This is a genomic window from Pararhizobium sp. O133 (assembly GCF_051669845.1).
Classification (GTDB): domain Bacteria; phylum Pseudomonadota; class Alphaproteobacteria; order Rhizobiales; family Rhizobiaceae; genus Pararhizobium.
The window spans coordinates 2,138,371-2,154,612 of record NZ_CP196426.1; the positions used below are offsets into that span (position 1 = coordinate 2,138,371).

General features: G+C 61.4%; 16 protein-coding genes and 1 pseudogene. 7 read left to right on the top strand and 10 right to left on the bottom strand.

The window, feature by feature from the left end; translation table 11 throughout:
• Window positions 1–12 precede the first annotated feature (12 nt).
• Both ACST81_RS10275 and ACST81_RS10280 read right to left on the bottom strand, forming a co-directional pair.
• The gene (locus ACST81_RS10275; protein ID WP_438753008.1) at window positions 13–618 is read right to left on the bottom strand and encodes a dimethylamine monooxygenase subunit DmmA family protein; all 606 of its coding nucleotides are present in this window, start codon (window positions 616–618) and stop codon (window positions 13–15) included.
• Between the two features lie 4 nt (window positions 619–622).
• The gene (locus ACST81_RS10280) at window positions 623–1,756 is read right to left on the bottom strand and encodes an aminomethyltransferase family protein (RefSeq protein ID WP_438753009.1); all 1,134 of its coding nucleotides are present in this window, start codon (window positions 1,754–1,756) and stop codon (window positions 623–625) included.
• Between the two features lie 252 nt (window positions 1,757–2,008).
• On the opposite strand from ACST81_RS10280, the gene ACST81_RS10285 reads away from it, so the two are divergent.
• Complete coding sequence (locus ACST81_RS10285; protein WP_438753012.1) at window positions 2,009–2,407, top strand: ester cyclase; 399 nt, start codon at window positions 2,009–2,011, stop codon at window positions 2,405–2,407.
• A 70-nt stretch (window positions 2,408–2,477) separates the two neighbouring features.
• On the opposite strand, the gene ACST81_RS10290 is transcribed toward ACST81_RS10285, so the two are convergent.
• Entirely contained in the window at window positions 2,478–2,726 is a 249-nt protein-coding gene (locus ACST81_RS10290; protein ID WP_438753013.1) for a DUF982 domain-containing protein, read from the bottom strand.
• Window positions 2,727–2,831: 105 nt separating this feature from the next.
• On the opposite strand from ACST81_RS10290, the pseudogene ACST81_RS10295 reads away from it, so the two are divergent.
• Window positions 2,832–2,959: pseudogene (locus ACST81_RS10295) on the top strand (ABC transporter permease); the annotation flags it as partial.
• Between the two features lie 48 nt (window positions 2,960–3,007).
• Here the strand turns inward: ACST81_RS10295 and ACST81_RS10300 are convergent.
• Genes ACST81_RS10300 through ACST81_RS10315 form a run of 4 tightly spaced genes read right to left on the bottom strand, consistent with a single transcriptional unit; the run spans window position 3,008 to window position 7,660 of the window.
• The gene (locus ACST81_RS10300) at window positions 3,008–3,244 is read right to left on the bottom strand and encodes a hypothetical protein (RefSeq protein ID WP_438753015.1); all 237 of its coding nucleotides are present in this window, start codon (window positions 3,242–3,244) and stop codon (window positions 3,008–3,010) included.
• A gap of 9 nt (window positions 3,245–3,253) precedes the next feature.
• Complete coding sequence (locus ACST81_RS10305; RefSeq protein ID WP_438753018.1) at window positions 3,254–4,474, bottom strand: aminomethyltransferase family protein; 1,221 nt, start codon at window positions 4,472–4,474, stop codon at window positions 3,254–3,256.
• Window positions 4,471–6,054, bottom strand: coding sequence for a phytoene desaturase family protein (locus ACST81_RS10310; protein WP_438753020.1), 1,584 nt, complete (start codon window positions 6,052–6,054; stop codon window positions 4,471–4,473). The genes ACST81_RS10305 and ACST81_RS10310 overlap by 4 nt, the downstream gene beginning before the upstream one ends.
• Window positions 6,041–7,660: a phytoene desaturase family protein gene (locus ACST81_RS10315; protein ID WP_438753022.1), complete on the bottom strand. Its 1,620-nt coding sequence runs from the start codon at window positions 7,658–7,660 to the stop codon at window positions 6,041–6,043. Before ACST81_RS10315 ends, ACST81_RS10310 begins: the two co-directional genes overlap by 14 nt.
• A 148-nt stretch (window positions 7,661–7,808) precedes the next feature.
• On the opposite strand from ACST81_RS10315, the gene ACST81_RS10320 reads away from it, so the two are divergent.
• The 4 genes from ACST81_RS10320 (at window position 7,809) to ACST81_RS10335 (ending at window position 11,702) form a co-directional block, all read left to right on the top strand.
• A complete protein-coding gene (locus ACST81_RS10320; protein WP_438753025.1) occupies window positions 7,809–8,612 on the top strand; it encodes a class I SAM-dependent methyltransferase in 804 nt (267 codons plus the stop codon).
• A gap of 41 nt (window positions 8,613–8,653) precedes the next feature.
• Entirely contained in the window at window positions 8,654–9,313 is a 660-nt protein-coding gene (gene betI / locus ACST81_RS10325; RefSeq protein WP_438753481.1) for a transcriptional regulator BetI, read from the top strand.
• Window positions 9,314–9,402: 89 nt separating this feature from the next.
• The gene (locus ACST81_RS10330) at window positions 9,403–10,428 is read left to right on the top strand and encodes an extracellular solute-binding protein (protein ID WP_438753483.1); all 1,026 of its coding nucleotides are present in this window, start codon (window positions 9,403–9,405) and stop codon (window positions 10,426–10,428) included.
• Entirely contained in the window at window positions 10,425–11,702 is a 1,278-nt protein-coding gene (locus ACST81_RS10335; protein ID WP_438753028.1) for a flavin monoamine oxidase family protein, read from the top strand. The genes ACST81_RS10330 and ACST81_RS10335 overlap by 4 nt, the downstream gene beginning before the upstream one ends.
• Here ACST81_RS10335 and ACST81_RS10340 read toward each other — a convergent pair whose 3' ends face one another.
• The 3 genes from ACST81_RS10340 to ACST81_RS10350 are packed head-to-tail and all read right to left on the bottom strand — an operon-like array spanning window position 11,703 to window position 14,486.
• A complete protein-coding gene (locus ACST81_RS10340; RefSeq protein ID WP_438753485.1) occupies window positions 11,703–12,776 on the bottom strand; it encodes an ABC transporter ATP-binding protein in 1,074 nt (357 codons plus the stop codon).
• Between the two features lie 7 nt (window positions 12,777–12,783).
• The gene (locus tag ACST81_RS10345) at window positions 12,784–13,608 is read right to left on the bottom strand and encodes an ABC transporter permease (protein ID WP_438753031.1); all 825 of its coding nucleotides are present in this window, start codon (window positions 13,606–13,608) and stop codon (window positions 12,784–12,786) included.
• Window positions 13,605–14,486: an ABC transporter permease gene (locus tag ACST81_RS10350; protein WP_438753487.1), complete on the bottom strand. Its 882-nt coding sequence runs from the start codon at window positions 14,484–14,486 to the stop codon at window positions 13,605–13,607. The genes ACST81_RS10345 and ACST81_RS10350 overlap by 4 nt, the downstream gene beginning before the upstream one ends.
• Window positions 14,487–14,770: 284 nt before the next feature.
• Between ACST81_RS10350 and ACST81_RS10355 the strand changes: the two genes are divergently transcribed.
• Window positions 14,771–16,183 (top strand): aminotransferase, encoded by a 1,413-nt coding sequence (locus ACST81_RS10355; protein ID WP_438753034.1) that lies wholly within the window; start codon window positions 14,771–14,773, stop codon window positions 16,181–16,183.
• Window positions 16,184–16,242: the final 59 nt, after the last annotated feature.

The following is a 16,242-nucleotide window of genomic DNA, read 5'->3' on the forward strand; positions in this document are numbered from 1 at the left end:
CTGTGTTGAGGCTCACGGGAACATCTCCTCGGGGGCGGGCGCGGTACCCGGCTCTTCGGCATCGATATTGACGCCCTGGAAGGCGCCGAGGCGGCGCGAATAGTGGTCCCGCACGAGGAGCGGCAACCCGCAATGGGTGCAGGAGAACGGGCTGGTCGTCACATTGTCGGTGATGCCCTTGCAATGAACGCATTGCACCCGCCGCGCCGTGGAGCCGCGATGCTCCGTGTGGATCGAATTGAAATCGATGCCGAATTCCAGCGCTACCTGCATGACCTGGCCAATGAAGCCCTCCGTGCCGGCAATATACAGACGGGTTCCCATTCGGGCCTGCTCAAGACAGGCTCTGAGGCGAAACAATAGGGGTTGGAGGGTCGGGGCCTGCCAGAAGACATCCGGCGAAAGCGCCATCAGCTTGACATCATAGGCTTTGGGCGCTGCTCCGCCTGCAAGGTAGAGGATTTCCGACCGGTCGAGGAAATCGCGGCCCTTGGTTTCAACCTGATCGGTCAGGGCCGCCGCCCCTTCGCCCTCGAGGACGAAGAGGTGGCGTTTCGCATTAGGCTCGACGTTGAGCCCCTTATATTCCGGTCTGCTCTTGATTCCTTGAACAAGCATGGCGTCAGCCCTGCGCGGTCCGTTTCGTCTTCTTCGGGTCGTCGAAGGTGATCGTATGGGCGATCGCCGGGGCGTTGACGGTCTTGCCCTTCACCTCGAGCTTGGTGCCCTGCACGGCATAGGGCACCTCAACGCGCATGATCGCCATCGAGCGGTTGGTGAGCTTGGAATAGGACGGGCAGGTGATGACGCCGACTCGTCTGCCGTCGGCCCACACCTCGTCGCCGAGATCGGTCGGACCGTCGGCATCGACCAGCAGGCCGAAGATCTTGAAGCGTTCCTTGCCCTTTAGCCGCGCATGTTCCTCGGCGCCGCGGAAACCTGTCTTGCCGGGGCTGACGGTGAAGTCGAGGCCAAGTTCCCACAGGCTGTCGCCGGGCTGCTCGTTTGCGAAGGGATACATCTGCGAATTGTCGTAGGGGTAGAACAGCAGGTAGCTTTCGACCCGCAGCATGTCGAGAACGCTGAAGCAGACGGGAATGATGCCCATCGCCTTGCCTTCATCGACGATCCGGTCCCAGACCATGCCGGCATCCTGGCCGCGCACGAAGATTTCATAACCGCGCTCGCCGGTATAGCCGGTGCGCGAAATCATCACCGGCGCGCCGAACAAAGTCGTCTGCATGTGATGGAAATATTTGAGATCGCGAATGCCCGGCACGTATTTTTCGAGATAATCGACGGCGAGCGGCCCTTGCAGCGACAGGTCGTGTAGATCGTCGTCGAACAGCACGGCGCAATTGCGGCCCTGGGCCTGCTTGACGATTTCCTCAAAGCCCGAGCCGGAGCCGTGGACCAGCATCCAGGAATTCGGGCCGGTGCGGTAAACGATGCAGTCATCGGTGAAATGGCCGCGCTCGTTGAGCATGCAGGCATAGACCGACTTGCCGGGATAGACCTTGGTCATGTCGCGGGTGGTGATGTATTCCAGGATGGCAATGGCGTGCGGTCCGACGAGATGGACCTTCTTCAGGCCCGACACATCCATGATGCCGGCCTTGGTGCGCACGGCGATATGCTCTTCATAGATATCCTTGTCATAGGTCCAGGCGGTTCCCATGCCGCTCCAGTCCTCAAGGTTGGATCCCAATGCCCGATGTCGGTCGCCCAAGGCGGAGAAACGCCAGCTAAGTGCCATGATTTGTTCCCTTATTTATTTCACTCTGTGGAAATAATTATTCCTGAGTATATGCGCGTTTTCGGGAACGGCAAGCCGTCAAATCGATTTATGGCGGGGAAATTTGGCAGCTTTATTTCGCGAAGGTAAGCTGCGGTTTTCCGGGACGCAAGACGCACGCAGGAAAGGAGAAGGACTGGCTTTCTCCAAGCCGAGCCCATATCACCTTGATATAAACGGCTTTACCACATGAGCATGGGAAAGGACGGGGCATTGACCGAGATCGAAAACAGCCTGCCTGAAATTTATCGCGCCTATATCGATTGCCTCAACCGTCAGGACTGGACGGCGCTTGGCGCGTTTGTCGACGACAATGCTGTCCACAATGGCAAGCTGATCGGTTTGGCCGGCTATCGTGCCATGCTGGAAAAGGATTTCGACGACATTCCCGACCTTCGCTTCAATATCCAGATGCTGATCGCCGACCCGCCCTATATCGCCAGCCGACTGGCGTTCGACTGCACACCGAAGGGCATGTTTCTCGGAATGCCTGTGAACGGCAGGACGGTCTCCTTCACCGAGAATGTGTTCTATGAATTCCGGCAGGGAAAGATCGTGCAGGTCTGGTCGGTCATCGACAAGACGGCGATCGAGGCGCAGCTTCTGGATTAGTTTATTCCGCTTTCAGAAACACCAAAGCCCGGACGGTCGCCCGGGCTTGTTGCATCCATCCAGGCCAATCTCAGGCGAGAAGTCCTTCTTCTTTCATCACAGCGACGAACGATGCCCAGGCCTTGCGGGGGCTGCGGATGCCGTCGAGCGCGTCGAGGCAATGCTGCAGGGCGCGGCGATAGGCGATGCCTCTGTGGCCGGACCAGCGGCGCAGAAATTCCACGGCGTCCCACGCGGAGACGATGATATTTTCCTGGCTCTGTTTGATGATCACTCTGACGGGGGTTGGAAAGCGCTTGTAACTCAACGTCGTCCTCATGCTTTTAGTTCTGAATTGCGCCCCTCAACGTCCGGTGCAGGTGAAGGTTCCAGTACCAAACTCATTTCGGAATCTGCTTTCGAAACGATAGTCTGAATAAGGTCACCGTCGATCGTCATTTCGTTCGGGATTGGTGTGGTGTTTCAGCAGGCCGGCCTGAAACCCGTCCGGCATTGTCCGATTTCGGGGCGCATCAGACGTTCCGCCATGTCGTCCCGCCGGTGATCGTGCCGGTCTGATCAGCGTCGCCCTGTTCCCCTTGTGGGGTGGGACTTTCTACATCAACACGGGTTCCGCATCCGTTCGATCCATTCTCGGCCAATCTGCCAGCGTCGCAGCACATCCAGCGGGTCCTCCGCATCGATCCGCGAACAGATGCGGTAGACCTCCAGCACCTCGGCGCTCATCTCGCCGCGGAGGTAGAAGAAGGTCGCGGCGGCGTAGCGGGTGCGGCCGGACCATTCTGTGCCGGGCGGGGTGGTGATGAGGTCCCAGTTGAGGCGGGTCTCTTCGTCCATGATCGGGCGTCAGAACAGACCGGGCGGGGTGACCGCGCGGCGGTCGAGCTTGATGAAAGGGCGCGGCACGATACGGGCGCGCTTCATCATCTTCTGGTATTGCAGTTCGCGCAGCGCGTAGATTTCCACCCAGAGATCCTCCGTCAGGCGCGTGCCATAGGGCCGTGTCAGGCTGGCGATGGCGATGTTGCGCTTTGCGAGTGGAGACCAGATGGCGGCGCTGACGAGGCCGGCTTCCTGCTTTTTCCGGTGATAGACGATGGCGCCGTCGGCGGGAATATTTCCTTCGATTTCAAGGCCGACGAGAACATGCTTCAGAGTTTGATTCCGCCGCGCTTCAAGTATCGCTTTACGTCCGTTGAAATTGACTTTACCGGCATCGACTAGCCAGTCCAGCCCGATCTCGTCGGGCATCCGGGCGCGGTCGGCGCGAAGCGTGGTTTCCGCGGTCATGAAATCGGCATTGGAAACGATGAAGCCGGCCTCGATACGAGCGCGGTTGAGCGCCGCATAACCGATGGCCCGGGTGCCGTGAAGTTGTCCCGCTGCCCAGAGCCGGTCCCAGAGGCTGAGCGCCTGCGTGGCGGGGACGAAGAGTTCGTAGCCGAGGTCGCCGGTGAAGCCGGTGCGGGAAATAGTGACCGTGCCGCCGTCATGGGTAAAGGTGGCAAGCTGGAACGGCTTAAGCCGTTCGATGCCCTCAAAGCCCGCCTTGCAAAGGATGGCGAATGAGGTCGGCCCCTGAAGGGCAAGTCCGGCGATTTCGGTGGTTTCCTCCCTGATTTCGACATCGAACCCAATGGCGCTATCGAGGAGCCAGGGCAGGTGTCGCTCCTGGCAACAGAGGCGGAACGTATCAGTGGACAGCCGGAACAGCGTGCCGTCGTCGAGCACATGGCCATGATCGTCGCACCAGGCGGTGTAGTGGACGCGGCCGGCATCGAGCTTCGTCACGTCGCGGACTGTCAGCCGGTTGAGGTAACGTTCTGCATCCGGGCCGGCGATGCGGTATTTTACCATCGGCGAAATGTCGAACAGGGCCGCCATCGAGCGGATGGCGAAATATTCCAGTTCCTCGTCGAACACCGAATGGGGTGCCTTGTAGCCGGCCCAGGTGTACCAGTCGTTTGTCTCGCTGAGGGCTGCGATGCGCGGATGGAACGGCGTTTCGAGGCGCGGCGTGGCGATGTGTTTCTGACCAGCGAGACGGGTAGCGAGGTGCGGCATCATGATCTTGTCTCCGAAAGGATGTGCCTGGCAGCCAGCAACCCCGGAAGGCCGGATATGCCGCCGCCCGGATGCGAGCCGGCGCTGGCGAGGTAAAGGCCCGACAGGGGCGTCGCGTAACCGGCGGCGGCATTGACCGGGCGGTTGACCAGAAGCTGGTCGGCCTGCAGTTCGCCATGATGCCAGTGGCCGCCCGGCAGATTGTACTGGGTTTCCATATCGGCCGGCGTCATCAGGCTGCTGGCGACGATGCTTTGGGAAAGGCCGGGCGCGTAGCGTTCCAGCATTTCGAGGATGATCTTCTCGAAGACCGACTTGCCTTTGTCCCAGCCGCCCTTGAGGTCGTAGGGCGCGAACTCGACCAGTGCCGACAGAGTCACACCGTTGGATGGCGCCAGTGTCGGATCGGCAAGGCTGGGGATGGTGATTTCCATCACGGGATCGGTTGAGAATTCGCCATATTTTGCCGGATTGAAGGCATCCTCGACATGGGTGATGGAGCGGGCGATGACCAGCCGGCCGTGATGATCGTCGGGCGTCACACCGGTGAAGGAGGGCAGACGATCAAGCGCGAGATCGATCTTGGCGACATTGCCCTTCGAGCGGATATTGCCGACGGCGCGAACGAAACCGGTGCCGAGTTCGGCCATATCGCAGAAATCGAGGAACGTTGCCTTCGGGTGTACCGCTGAGACGATGACGGGTGCGTTGATCTGTTCGCCGTTTGCGAGAACGACACCGCTGGCCGCGCCACGATCGGCGAGGATGCGGCTGACCAATGCTTCGGTGCGGATCGTCACGCCAGCACTTTTCGCCGCTTTTTCGAAGGCTGGAGCCAGCGTGTTCATGCCCCCTGTCGGAACATATTGTATCGCTGTCCCATCGCGGGTCTCGCCGGTCAGGCGGTAATACAGCCCGAGCAGAGAGGTCGGCGAACGCGGGCCGAGGTGGATACCGAGTGTGGCGTCGAAGGCGATGAGGCCTTTCAGCCGGTCGTCGGTCAGATATTCATCGGCGACATCGGCGACGTTCATCAGCAGCATGCGCAGGAAATCGCGGCCTTCCTCGCGGCCCTTGGTAATGAGGCTCAAGCCAGCGCCGGCGAATGTGCCGAGATCGTGCATCCCGATCTTGCCGATTTCCGGCGGGCGGCGCTTGAGGAAGCGCTTGAGGATGCCGGCTTGGAACATCAGTTTCTTGCGCATGGCCACAAAGGCCTTCGCTTCGGTAGGGCTGACGCCGTCGATGGTTTCGCCATAGGCGCCGCGCAGGATGGCGTGATTGCCATCTGGGGAAAGCGCGACGGTCGGCAGGACTTCGCTCGTCCTTGTCTCCAGCTTGAGAAGTGCCGCGACCTCCGGATCGAGGCGATTGATGATGTGGGCGAGACCGGCAGCACGGTAGCCGGGGTGGAATTCGTAGCCGCGGATAGTACCGCCGGTGCTTTCGGCTGCTTCCACCACGAGCACCCTACGACCGTTCTGGGCAAGGACCGTGGCCGCCGTTAGTCCATTATGGCCGCCGCCGATGACGATGGCGTCGAAGGCGCCTGCAGCGTTGCGGGCGGGATCAGATGACGTCATGGGCCGGGCTCATTTCAGCGGGTTTCATCTTGAGGTCGCGCAGGATCTCGGCGGCGGCATTGCGGCCCGGCGCGCCCATGACGCCGCCGCCGGGATGGGTGGAGGAGCCGCAGAGATAGAGGCTGGACACCGGTGTGCGGTACTGTGCATAGCCGGGAACCGGGCGGTTGAAGAGAAGCTGGTCGAAGGTCAGTTCGCCCTGGAAGATATTGCCTTCCGTCAGGCCGACCTCCGCCTCGATCTCGCGCGGTGTGCGGACTTCCATATGCAGGATGCGGTCGCGGAAGCCGGGCGAATAATCGGCGATCTGGTTGATGACGGTGTCGGCAAACGCGTCGCGGTCGGCATCGGTCCAGTCGCGGCCGGCGAGCTGCGGCGGACAATATTGCACGAAGCAGCTCATGAAATGCTGGCCCGGCGGCGCCATGGTCGGGTCGAGCGTGGTCGGGATGACCATGTCAACGAACGGGTCGGCGGAATAGTGACCGCCCTTCCAGTCGTCATAGGCGCGCTCCATGCGTTCCATCGAATCGGTGAAATGCAGGTCGCCTCGGATGCAGGAGGAGCCCTGCGGCAGGGCCGGAAACTCCGGCAGGCTGTCGAGCGCGATGTTGAGCTTGCCGGACGAGCCGCGCATCTTGAAGTGCTTGACCCGGTGCACGAAGGTTTCGGGCAGGGCGTCCTCTTCGACGAGCTTGAGGAAGGTGCGTTTGACGTCGGCATTGGAGACGACGAGGTTGCCGCGCACTTCCTCTCCGTCGGCCAGCACCACACCGGTCGCGCGGCCGCTGCGGGTCATCACCCGCGCAACATCGGCACCGGTGCGGATCGCGCCGCCGGAGGCCTTGAAAGAGGAGGCAAGCGCCTGTGTGACCGCGCCCATGCCGCCGCGCGCATAACCCCAGGCGCCAACCGAACCGTCGACCTCGCCCATATAGTGATGCAGCAGGACGTAAGCCGTGCCGGGCGACATCGGGCCGAGCGCCGTGCCGATGATGCCGGAAAGCGCCAGATAGGCCTTGATGACGTCGGTCTCGAAATATTCGTCGAGAAAGTCCGAGATCGACATGGTCCAGAAGCGCAGCGTCTGCGCCATGTCGTGCGGTGAAAATTCGCCGAATTTCTTGCCGAGATAAAGCAGTTCCGAAATGTCCCGCGGCTTGAACGAGAAGGGGTCGGGGGCGGTGCGCATCAGGAGTGGCTGGATGAAGCGGCATTGGCGGGTGACATCGCGGGCGTAGCGGTCATAGGCCTCGGCGTCGCGCTTCGAATAGCGGGCGAATTCGCGGCGGTGGCTGTCGTGGTCGCGGTAGGAAGCGATGTAGTCGCCGTCACGGGTGAAGACCGCGCCGCCCTCATAGGCGATGACCTGCAGGCCGTGTTTCGGCAGTTCGAGATCGCGCATGATTTCCGGACGGAACAGCGAGCAGACATAGGAACAGTTGGAATAGAGGAAACCCGGCGTCAACTCGCGGCTGGTCGCCGCGCCACCCACCCAGTCGTTTTTTTCGAGCACGATCACGTCGAGCCCGGCGCGCTGCAGGTAGCAGGCCGCGACAAGACCGTTATGGCCGCCTCCAATCATCACCACATCGTATTTTTTCATGTCGAGCTTCTCCCTCGATGTGAAAAATCTGGCATGAAAAGCAGAAAGTTGTCCAGATATATTGAATGAATATTCAGCAAGTATGTTGCAATCCTCTGATTATGCGATAGGATTTCGTGTCAGAGGCAGAGCGGATTGAAAGACCGGCATGATCGAGACGCCGACGCAGGACCCGGAATATGACGACGCGGCGATCCGCTTCCTCGCCGTGCTTTGGGGTGAGGGATACCTCTCGCCGGGCGGTCCGGAAGAGGTCGATCGCGTGCTGGCGGGGCTCGATCTGTCCGGAAAGCGGGTTCTCGACCTTGGCTGCGGGGCAGGCGGGATCACGCTGCATATCGCCCGCACGCACCATCCGGCCGAGATTGTCGGGTTCGATGTCGAGCTGCCGGTGATCGAGGCGGCGCGGCGCGCGGCCGATGCGGCCGGGCTTTCTGATCGGGTATCGTTCGTGCAGGCTGCGCCCGGCGAATTGCCCTTTGCGGATGGTAGTTTCGACATCGTGTTTTCCAAGGACGCGCTGGTGCATGTGGCCGGCAAGGAGGCGATCTTTCGCGATATTTTCCGGGTGCTGAAGCCGGGCGGCGTGTTTGCCGCGTCCGACTGGTTGATTGGGCATGACGGGGAGCCATCGACTGAGATGCGCGACTATCTGGATGCCGAGGGGCTGAGCTTCGGAATGGCATCGTCGGCGCGATATCTGTCGGTGATGGAAGCGGCGGGTTTTCAGAGCGCGACCGCGACAAGCCGCAATGGCTGGTATCGCGAGGTGGCGCGCGGCGAGCTTCATCGCTTGCAGGGTCCGCTGCGTGCGGCGGCTGTCGCTGAGGTTGGCGAGGCCTATGTCGACAAGAACATTCGCACCTGGTCCGCCATGCAGAAGGTGCTTGACACCGGGGAGCATTGTCCCACTCATCTGCGCGGTCAAAAACCGGGCGGGAGCGCAGCATGACCGTTGTTCTCCGCCTCAAGGGCAAGAAGGTTGCGGTGAGAATGAAGGCAGTATCTGCGGCGGCCGAGGCCAGCGAAAAAGGTGGGCGCGGCCGCAAGGCTTCGAAGGAAACACGCCGCCAGCAACTGATCGAGGCGACCATCGATTCGCTCGCCAAGCGCGGTTATGCCGAAACGACCCTTGCCGATGTCGCCGATGGCGCCGGCCTGTCGCGCGGCATCGTCAACTTCCATTTCGAGAGCAAGGAAAATCTGCTGATCGCCACGCTGCAGTTCATGGCGGACGAGTATGGTGCCCATTGGAGTGCCGCGCTCGAAAAAGCTGGCGAAAGTGCTGCCTCACGGCTCTGGGCGCTGGTGGCTGCCGATTTTGATCGCAGGATCTGCACCAAGCGCAAGCTGGCCGCCTGGTGCGCCTTCTGGGGCGAGGCGAAATCGCGGCCAACCTACCAGGCGCTGTGCGGCGCGCGTGACGTCAAGTACCAGGATACGTTCGTCTCGCTCTGCGCCGAACTCAAGGCAGAGGCCGGCTACGCTTATGACGCCGAAACCATCGCTCTGTCGCTTGGCGCCATGATGGAAGGTCTCTGGTTCCGCCTCATGATGGGCGACGGACTGACGCGCGAAAAGGCGCATGCCGCATCGATCGAATATCTGGTCTCGGTCTTTCCGGGCCATATGACCCATCAGGGGCCGAAATAGGGAATACCAAAAAAACGGGGAAGGAGACTGGCATGCCGGTAATGAGATTGATCCGGAACTGCGGCGCGGCTGCGCTGATCGCCTCGCTGATGTCGGGCGCTGCCCTTCCGGTGCTTGCCGCCGACAATATTACCGTTTTCGACTGGTCGGGTTATGAGGACCCGGCATTCCATCCCGCCTATACCGCCAAATACGGAACTGAACCTGATTTCAGCTTCTTCGGCGACGAGGAAGAGGCGTTCCAGAAGCTGCGCTCCGGCTTCAATGCGGATCTGGCCCATCCCTGCTCGCAGAGCGTCAACAAGTGGCGCGAGGCCGGCATGCTGGAGCCACTCGACACATCGAAGCTGACGGCGTGGAACGACACACTGCCGGGCATCAGGAACATGAAAGGGCTGATGACGTCGGATGACGGCACGGCCTGGTTCCTGCCGTTCGAATGGGGCAATACCGTCCTGACCTATCGCACCGATACGGTGAAGCCCGAGGAGGTCCAGTCGCTTAAGGCCTTCGCGGATCCGAAATTCAAGGATCGGGTCTCGATCGGCGACAATGTGGATGATGCCTATGCGCTGGCGAGCCTTGCCGTTGGCGTCAAGGACTGGACGAAGATGACGGACGCGCAGTTCACCGAAGCATCCGCCTTCCTGCGCGAGGTGCACAAGAATGTCCGGCTGTACTGGACCGACAATACCGAGGTGAGCCAGGCGATGGCGAGCGGCGAGGTCGATCTCGCCTGGGCCTGGAACGAGACGGTGACGACGCTGCAGAAGGATGGCGTGCCGGCCGACGTCAAGCGCGATACGGCGGAAGGTCTGTCGACTTGGGTTTGCGGCTATGTCCGGCTGAAGGGGGGCGAAGGCTCGCTGGACCAGCAACACGATTTCCTCAATTCCGTCAGCGATCCCGCCATCACCGGCTTTCTGGTCAATGACTGGGGTTATGGCCACGCCAATGCCAAGGGGATGGCCTCCGTCGATCCCAAGATATTGGCCGAGAAAGGCTATGCCGATGTCGACAAGTTCGTCGACAAGACGCTATTCCAGTCGCCGGTTCCAACGGAATTGCACCAGAAGATGATTGCCGAATTCGAGAAGATCAAGGCGGGCTATTGAGCGGATTTGATGCGGACGTGATTGTCGTCGGGGCTGGCTTTGCCGGCCTTTCGGCGGCGGAAGCGCTGGTGTCTGCAGGAAGCGAGGTGCTCGTGCTGGAAGCGCGCAACCGTGTCGGCGGACGCGTGGCCTCGGACAGGTTTGCCGACGGTGTCCGCTTCGATACGGGCGGGCAGTTCATTTGCGACGAGATGCACGAGGTCATGGCGCTGGTTCACCGGCTCGGCTTCCCCGTGTTCGATACGCCGATGGACGGTGCCTTCCAGGTTCAGCCAGCTGGAGCCGGGGAAGCGCGCTACAACTTCGCGGAATCCGGCCGCATCCGGACGCGCGCCAACCGGATCGATCCGCGCGATCCGTCAATCGCCGGGCTGACTGTGGAAGCCTGGCTTGCCCGCCAGAGCGATCCGTCCGGCGCCAAGGTAGGATATCAGGCGATGGTCGAGGGGCTGTGGTGCCGTTCCATCAGCGAAATTCCGCTCTGGTATGTCATCGACAATGACCGGCGCACGACAAGCAACGGCAACGAGCTGCAATATTCCGTCGATGGCACGATGCATGCCGTCGCAGAGGCGTTGGCGGCTTTGCTCGGATCGCGAGTGCGTCTCGGCATGCCCGTTGCGCGCATCGTGCGTGGGAACGGGTCCGTTGCGGTGACGACCGGCAATGACGAGGTTTTCAAGGCAAGGCAGGTCATCGTCGCGGTGCCGCCGGTGATGGCGTCGCGCATCGGGCACGAACCGGCATTGCCCGCACCGCTTGCCGAAGCACTCGGCGCTTGGAGAAGCGGAACGGTGATCAAGGCACTGGTCGAATATGAGCGGCCATTCTGGCGCGATGCCGGATGGAGCGGCATGGTGATGTGGCGCGATGTGCTCGGCCTGTTCGCCTGCGATGTCAGCAGCGGTCATGCGTCTGCGCTGGTGGTGTTCGCCGGCGGGCCGCTCGCAGTCGATTGGAGCGGAAAGGGGGAGGATTTCATCCGCTCCGAAATGCTTCGACGGCTGGCTGCGGCATTCGACAGCGCGGCGGAAACGCCCGTTGATTTCCAGATGCGCGATTGGGTCGGCGATCGCTGGAGCGGCGGTGGATATAGTGATGTCATCACCGATCTGTCAGCCTGTGACGCGGAGACGCTCATCCGGGCTGGCGCGCCGCCGGTGCATTTCGCCTCGTCGGAACTTTCATCGTCTTTCCCGGCCTATGTCGAAGGCGCGATCGTCGCAGGGCGCGAAGCGGCAGCCCGCGTCTTGGCTTTCTTGCAAGAGCGTTGATCAGTCCGTCAGCGCTACCAGCGCATCGGGATCGTAAGCCAGCCGGATCGGTGCGCCGACGGGGATGTCGTCGGCGCCGAAATTGTTGGTTTCTGAAACCGAGAGCGGCTTTTCAAGGCCGGGCACATCGACGATGAGATGGGTGATCTCGCCGAAATAGTGCCGGTCGACAACCTGGCCCTCGACCTCGCATTCGGCCTTGGCATCGTCCCAGAGCACGCGCAGCCGTTCCGGCCGGATGCCGATCGTCGCCTGACCGTTGCTCGCTGAAAAGCCGCGCGGCTTGGTAACCGTGACCTTGCCGAAGCGGGCGGTCTCGACGGAGAGGTTGATGCCGCTGTCGCCGGTGATCTTCGCCGTCATGAAATTCATGCCGCCCAGGAAATCCGCCACCTGCCGGGTCAGCGGATGCTGGTAGATTTCCTTCGGCGTCGCTACCTGGGCAATCCTGCCGCCGAACATCACGGCGATGCGATCGGACATGGCCAGCGCTTCGTATTGATCATGCGTGACGAGCACGAAAGTGATGCCGACGGCCTGTTGCAGCAAGCGCAGTTCGACCTGCATTTCCTCGCGCAGTTTCTTGTCCAGCGCTGAAAGCGGCTCGTCCAGCAGCAGAACCTTCGGCCGCATGACGAGCGCGCGGGCGAGCGCGACGCGCTGGCGCTGACCACCGGACAGCTCATGTGCCTGGCGTTTGCCAAGGGCGGACAGGCGCACCTGTGCCAACGCATTGCCGACACGCTGGCGCTCCTCGTCCACGCCGAGCTTCAGCCGCTTCAGGCCGTAGGCAACGTTTTCTTCGACGTTCAGATGCGGGAAGATCGCGTAGTTCTGGAACACCATGTTGGTTGGCCGCCGGTTTGGCGGCACGCCGATCACCGATTGGCCGTCGATGCGGATATCACCCGAGGTCGGCGTATCGAAGCCCGCGATCGACCGCAACAGTGTGGTCTTGCCGCAGCCGGAGGGACCGAGCAGCGAGAAGAATTCGCCCGCACCGATGTCGAGGCTGACGTCGTCGAGCGCCTTGTAGATCCCGTAATAGCGGCTGACCGCATCGATTTCGATCATGGGTTTATCAGCCATGGACGGCTCCTTGGGCTTGCATGCGGCGCTCCGTGCGGCGGCGCAGGATTTCGGCCGTGGTGAGCAGTATGACCGACAGCGCGATCATCAGGCTGCCCAGCGCCAAGACGCTCGGCAGCTTGGCTGCAAAGCGCAGTTGTCCCCAGATATAGACCGGCAGGGTCGGCTCAGTGCCGGAGAGGAAAAAGGCGAGGATGAATTCGTCCAACGAAATGGTGAAGGAGACCAGCAGACTGGAAATGATCGCGGGCGCGACGACGGGAAGTGTCACACGCCGGAACGTGCCGAAAGCGGTTTCGCCGAGATCGAGCGACGCCTCCTCCAGCGAGCGGTCGAAACCCTCGAAGCCGGAAATCAGCACCGACAGCGCATAGGGCAGGCAGAACACCGTCTGGCCGAGAATGACGGTTGCCAGCGATAGTTCGATGCCGATCTGCAGCACGATCATCAGCAGCGAGACCGCGACGATGATTTCCGGCAGGAACAGCGGCGCCATCAGCAGGCCGGTCGCAGGCCGTTGGCCCCGGAACTTATAGCGGGTGATCGCCCGTGCCGCGCAGATTGCAAGGCCTGTCGAGAGAATGGAAACGGTGATTCCGACGATCAGGCTGTTGCGGGCGGCATCGAGCATGGCCGAATTGCCCCAGAGCGAGGCGTACCATTTGGTGGTGAAGCCGGCGAGCGGGAAGGTCGTGGAGGCGGCGTTGTTGAACGAAAAGATCGGCAAGAGCAGGATCGGCAGATAGAGAAAGGCCAGATAGACCGTCACATAGGCGGGAAGCCAGCGAGATTTCTGAATTCCATGACGCCCGCTCATCGGATCCGCCTCACGAAGAACTTCACCGCGAGTACGGCGCAGCCTGCCATCAGCGAGACGATGACCATGGTGGTGACGGAGAGGGCGGCGCCGAGCGGCCAGTTCGCCCCCTTGCCGAACTGCGCCTGGATGGCGGTAGCGATCATCACGCCATCCTTGCCGCCCACCAGCTTCGGCGTCACGTAATCGCCCACGGTCGGGATCATGACGATGAGGAAGGCGGAGATGACGCCGGGCAGCGACAGGGGCAGGGTGACGCGCAGAAAACTCCAGACCTTGTTGTCGCCGAGGTCATGCGCCGCCTCGATCAGTGAGCGGTCGATCTTTTCCAGCGATACATAGATTGGCAGGATGGCGAAGGCGGCCCAGCTGTGGACCAGCGTGATGATAACCGCGTTGGAACTGTAGAGCAGCGTCGTCACCGGCTTGTCGATCAGGCCGGTGGGAATCAGGCCGGTATTGAGCACGCCCTGATAGCCGAGGATCACTTTCCACGACATGACGCGCAGCAGATAGCTGGTCCAGCAGGGCACGGTGATGAGGAACAGCCAGAGGTTCTTGTGCACGCCGCCATGGAAGGAAATGAACCAGGCGACCGGATAGGAAAACGTGACGGTGATGACGCTGACGACGAGCGAGATGGTCAGGGATCGCCAGAGCAGGTCGCGATAGATCGGCTCTGTCAAAGCGACGCGGTAATTCTCCAGCGTGAAGCTGCGGTCGATGGTCAGGTAATCCTGGCTCCAGAAACTGTAGGCGATAACGATCAGCACCGGCAGGAAGAGCAGAGCAAGCGCATAAAGCAGTGTCGGCGAGATCAGGGTCAGTCCCTTCGCCTCGTCGCTGGAGCTCCAGCGACGTGGATTGGGCTTGTGCATGACCTCCGTTTCGACGGAGCCGGGCAGGACCACCATCAGTATGGCCCGACCGCTGCAGAGCCGCCGCAACAGTGAAAATGCAGGGATCGTATCATGTCATCCGTCCCGGGCGGTTTTCCGCCTGTTCTTGTTCCCGATATCAGAATGAGCGCAAAACGGGATTGAACGCAAGTGTTTTTTCTGCCAATATTGATTGAACGGACATTCAAAATAATAAGAATTGATAATTTTTATCAGCGTGTTGTTTTGATTTTATGTGTCCAAAATTGATGTGGAGAGGAAAGATGGCAGCAAAGCGTGACGACCGGATCGGGTCTTATGAATTGCCTGACGGCATGACGGCGCTGGCCAGGGATCATCTCGTGCAGCCCTGGCCGACGGCCGGCGAAATCGGCGCCGAGGCGCGCGGCGGCATCGTCAGCGGCGACGGTATCTATGTCATCGACAGCGAGGGGCGGCGTCTGATCGACGGCCCGGCGGGCATGTGGTGCGTCAATGCCGGCCACCGCCGCAAGGACCTTGCCGACGTGCTCTACGAACAGGCCATGGCGCTGTCCTACAATTCGCCCTGGTACACGATGAACGAGCCTTCGGTGAGCCTGTCGGCGCGTCTTGCCGGCCATGCGCCCGGCGATCTCAACCATGTCTTCTACACGACGGGCGGTTCTTCCGCCGTCGAGACGGCGCTGCGCTTCATGCAGTTCGCCAACAATGTGAAGGGGCGTCCCGAGAAGAAGCTGATCTTCTCCCGGCAGGGCGGCTATCACGGCTCCACCTACCTCTCGGCCTCGCTCAACGGCCGCCCGCGCGATCATGACTGGATGGACAGCGCGTCGGATCAGGTGATCAAGCTGACATGCCCCAATCCGTTCCGCCGACCGGAAGGGATGGGCGAGGCGGCGTTCTGCGATTTCCTCGTCGAGGAGTTTCGTGGCGTGATCGAAAGGACGGGGGCGGAGCGCATCGGTGCTTTCGTCGCCGAACCCGTCATGGCGTCCGGTGGCGTCATCGTGCCGCCGGATGGGTATCTCAAGCGGATGCGTCAGATCTGCCGCGACAACGATATCCTGTTCATCGCCGACGAGGTGGTGACGGCTTTCGGGCGGCTCGGTCATGTCTTTGCCTCCAAGGATGTGTTCGGCATCGAGCCCGACATGATCACCTTCGCCAAGGGGGTGACATCCGGTTATTTCCCGCTCGGCGGCGTGATGATCTCGTCACGCCTGTTCGAGGAGTTGCGCCGTTCCAATCATCCCGACGCGATGTTCGCGCATGGGCTTACCTATTCCAGCCATCCGATCGGCTGCGCCGTGGCACTGAAGAACCTCGATATCCTCGAGGAGGGGCTTCTGGAGCATGTGCGCAGCATTTCGGCGCATTTCCAGGCGAGCCTGAAGACGCTGGAAGACCTGCCGCTGGTGGGGGAAGTTCGTGGTCTCGGGCTGATGGGCTGCGTCGAATGCGTCGCCGATCGGGTGCACAACAATCCGCTGACGCTCGATCTAGAGGTTGGAAAGCGCATCGACCGGCACTGCCAGGAGCTTGGCCTTCTCGTGCGGCCGCTCATCCATATGTGCGTGATGTCGCCGCCGCTGACGATCACCGCGCCGCAGATCGACGAGATGACCGCCATCCTGCGCACCAGCATCTGCCGGACGATGGACGAGCTGGTGCGCGAAGGCCTCTGGCGCGGATGAGGCAGGAATTTCCTTTGAGCGCCGCATGCATTCCCCGTGGCGCTCAATTTTAAAGGGCC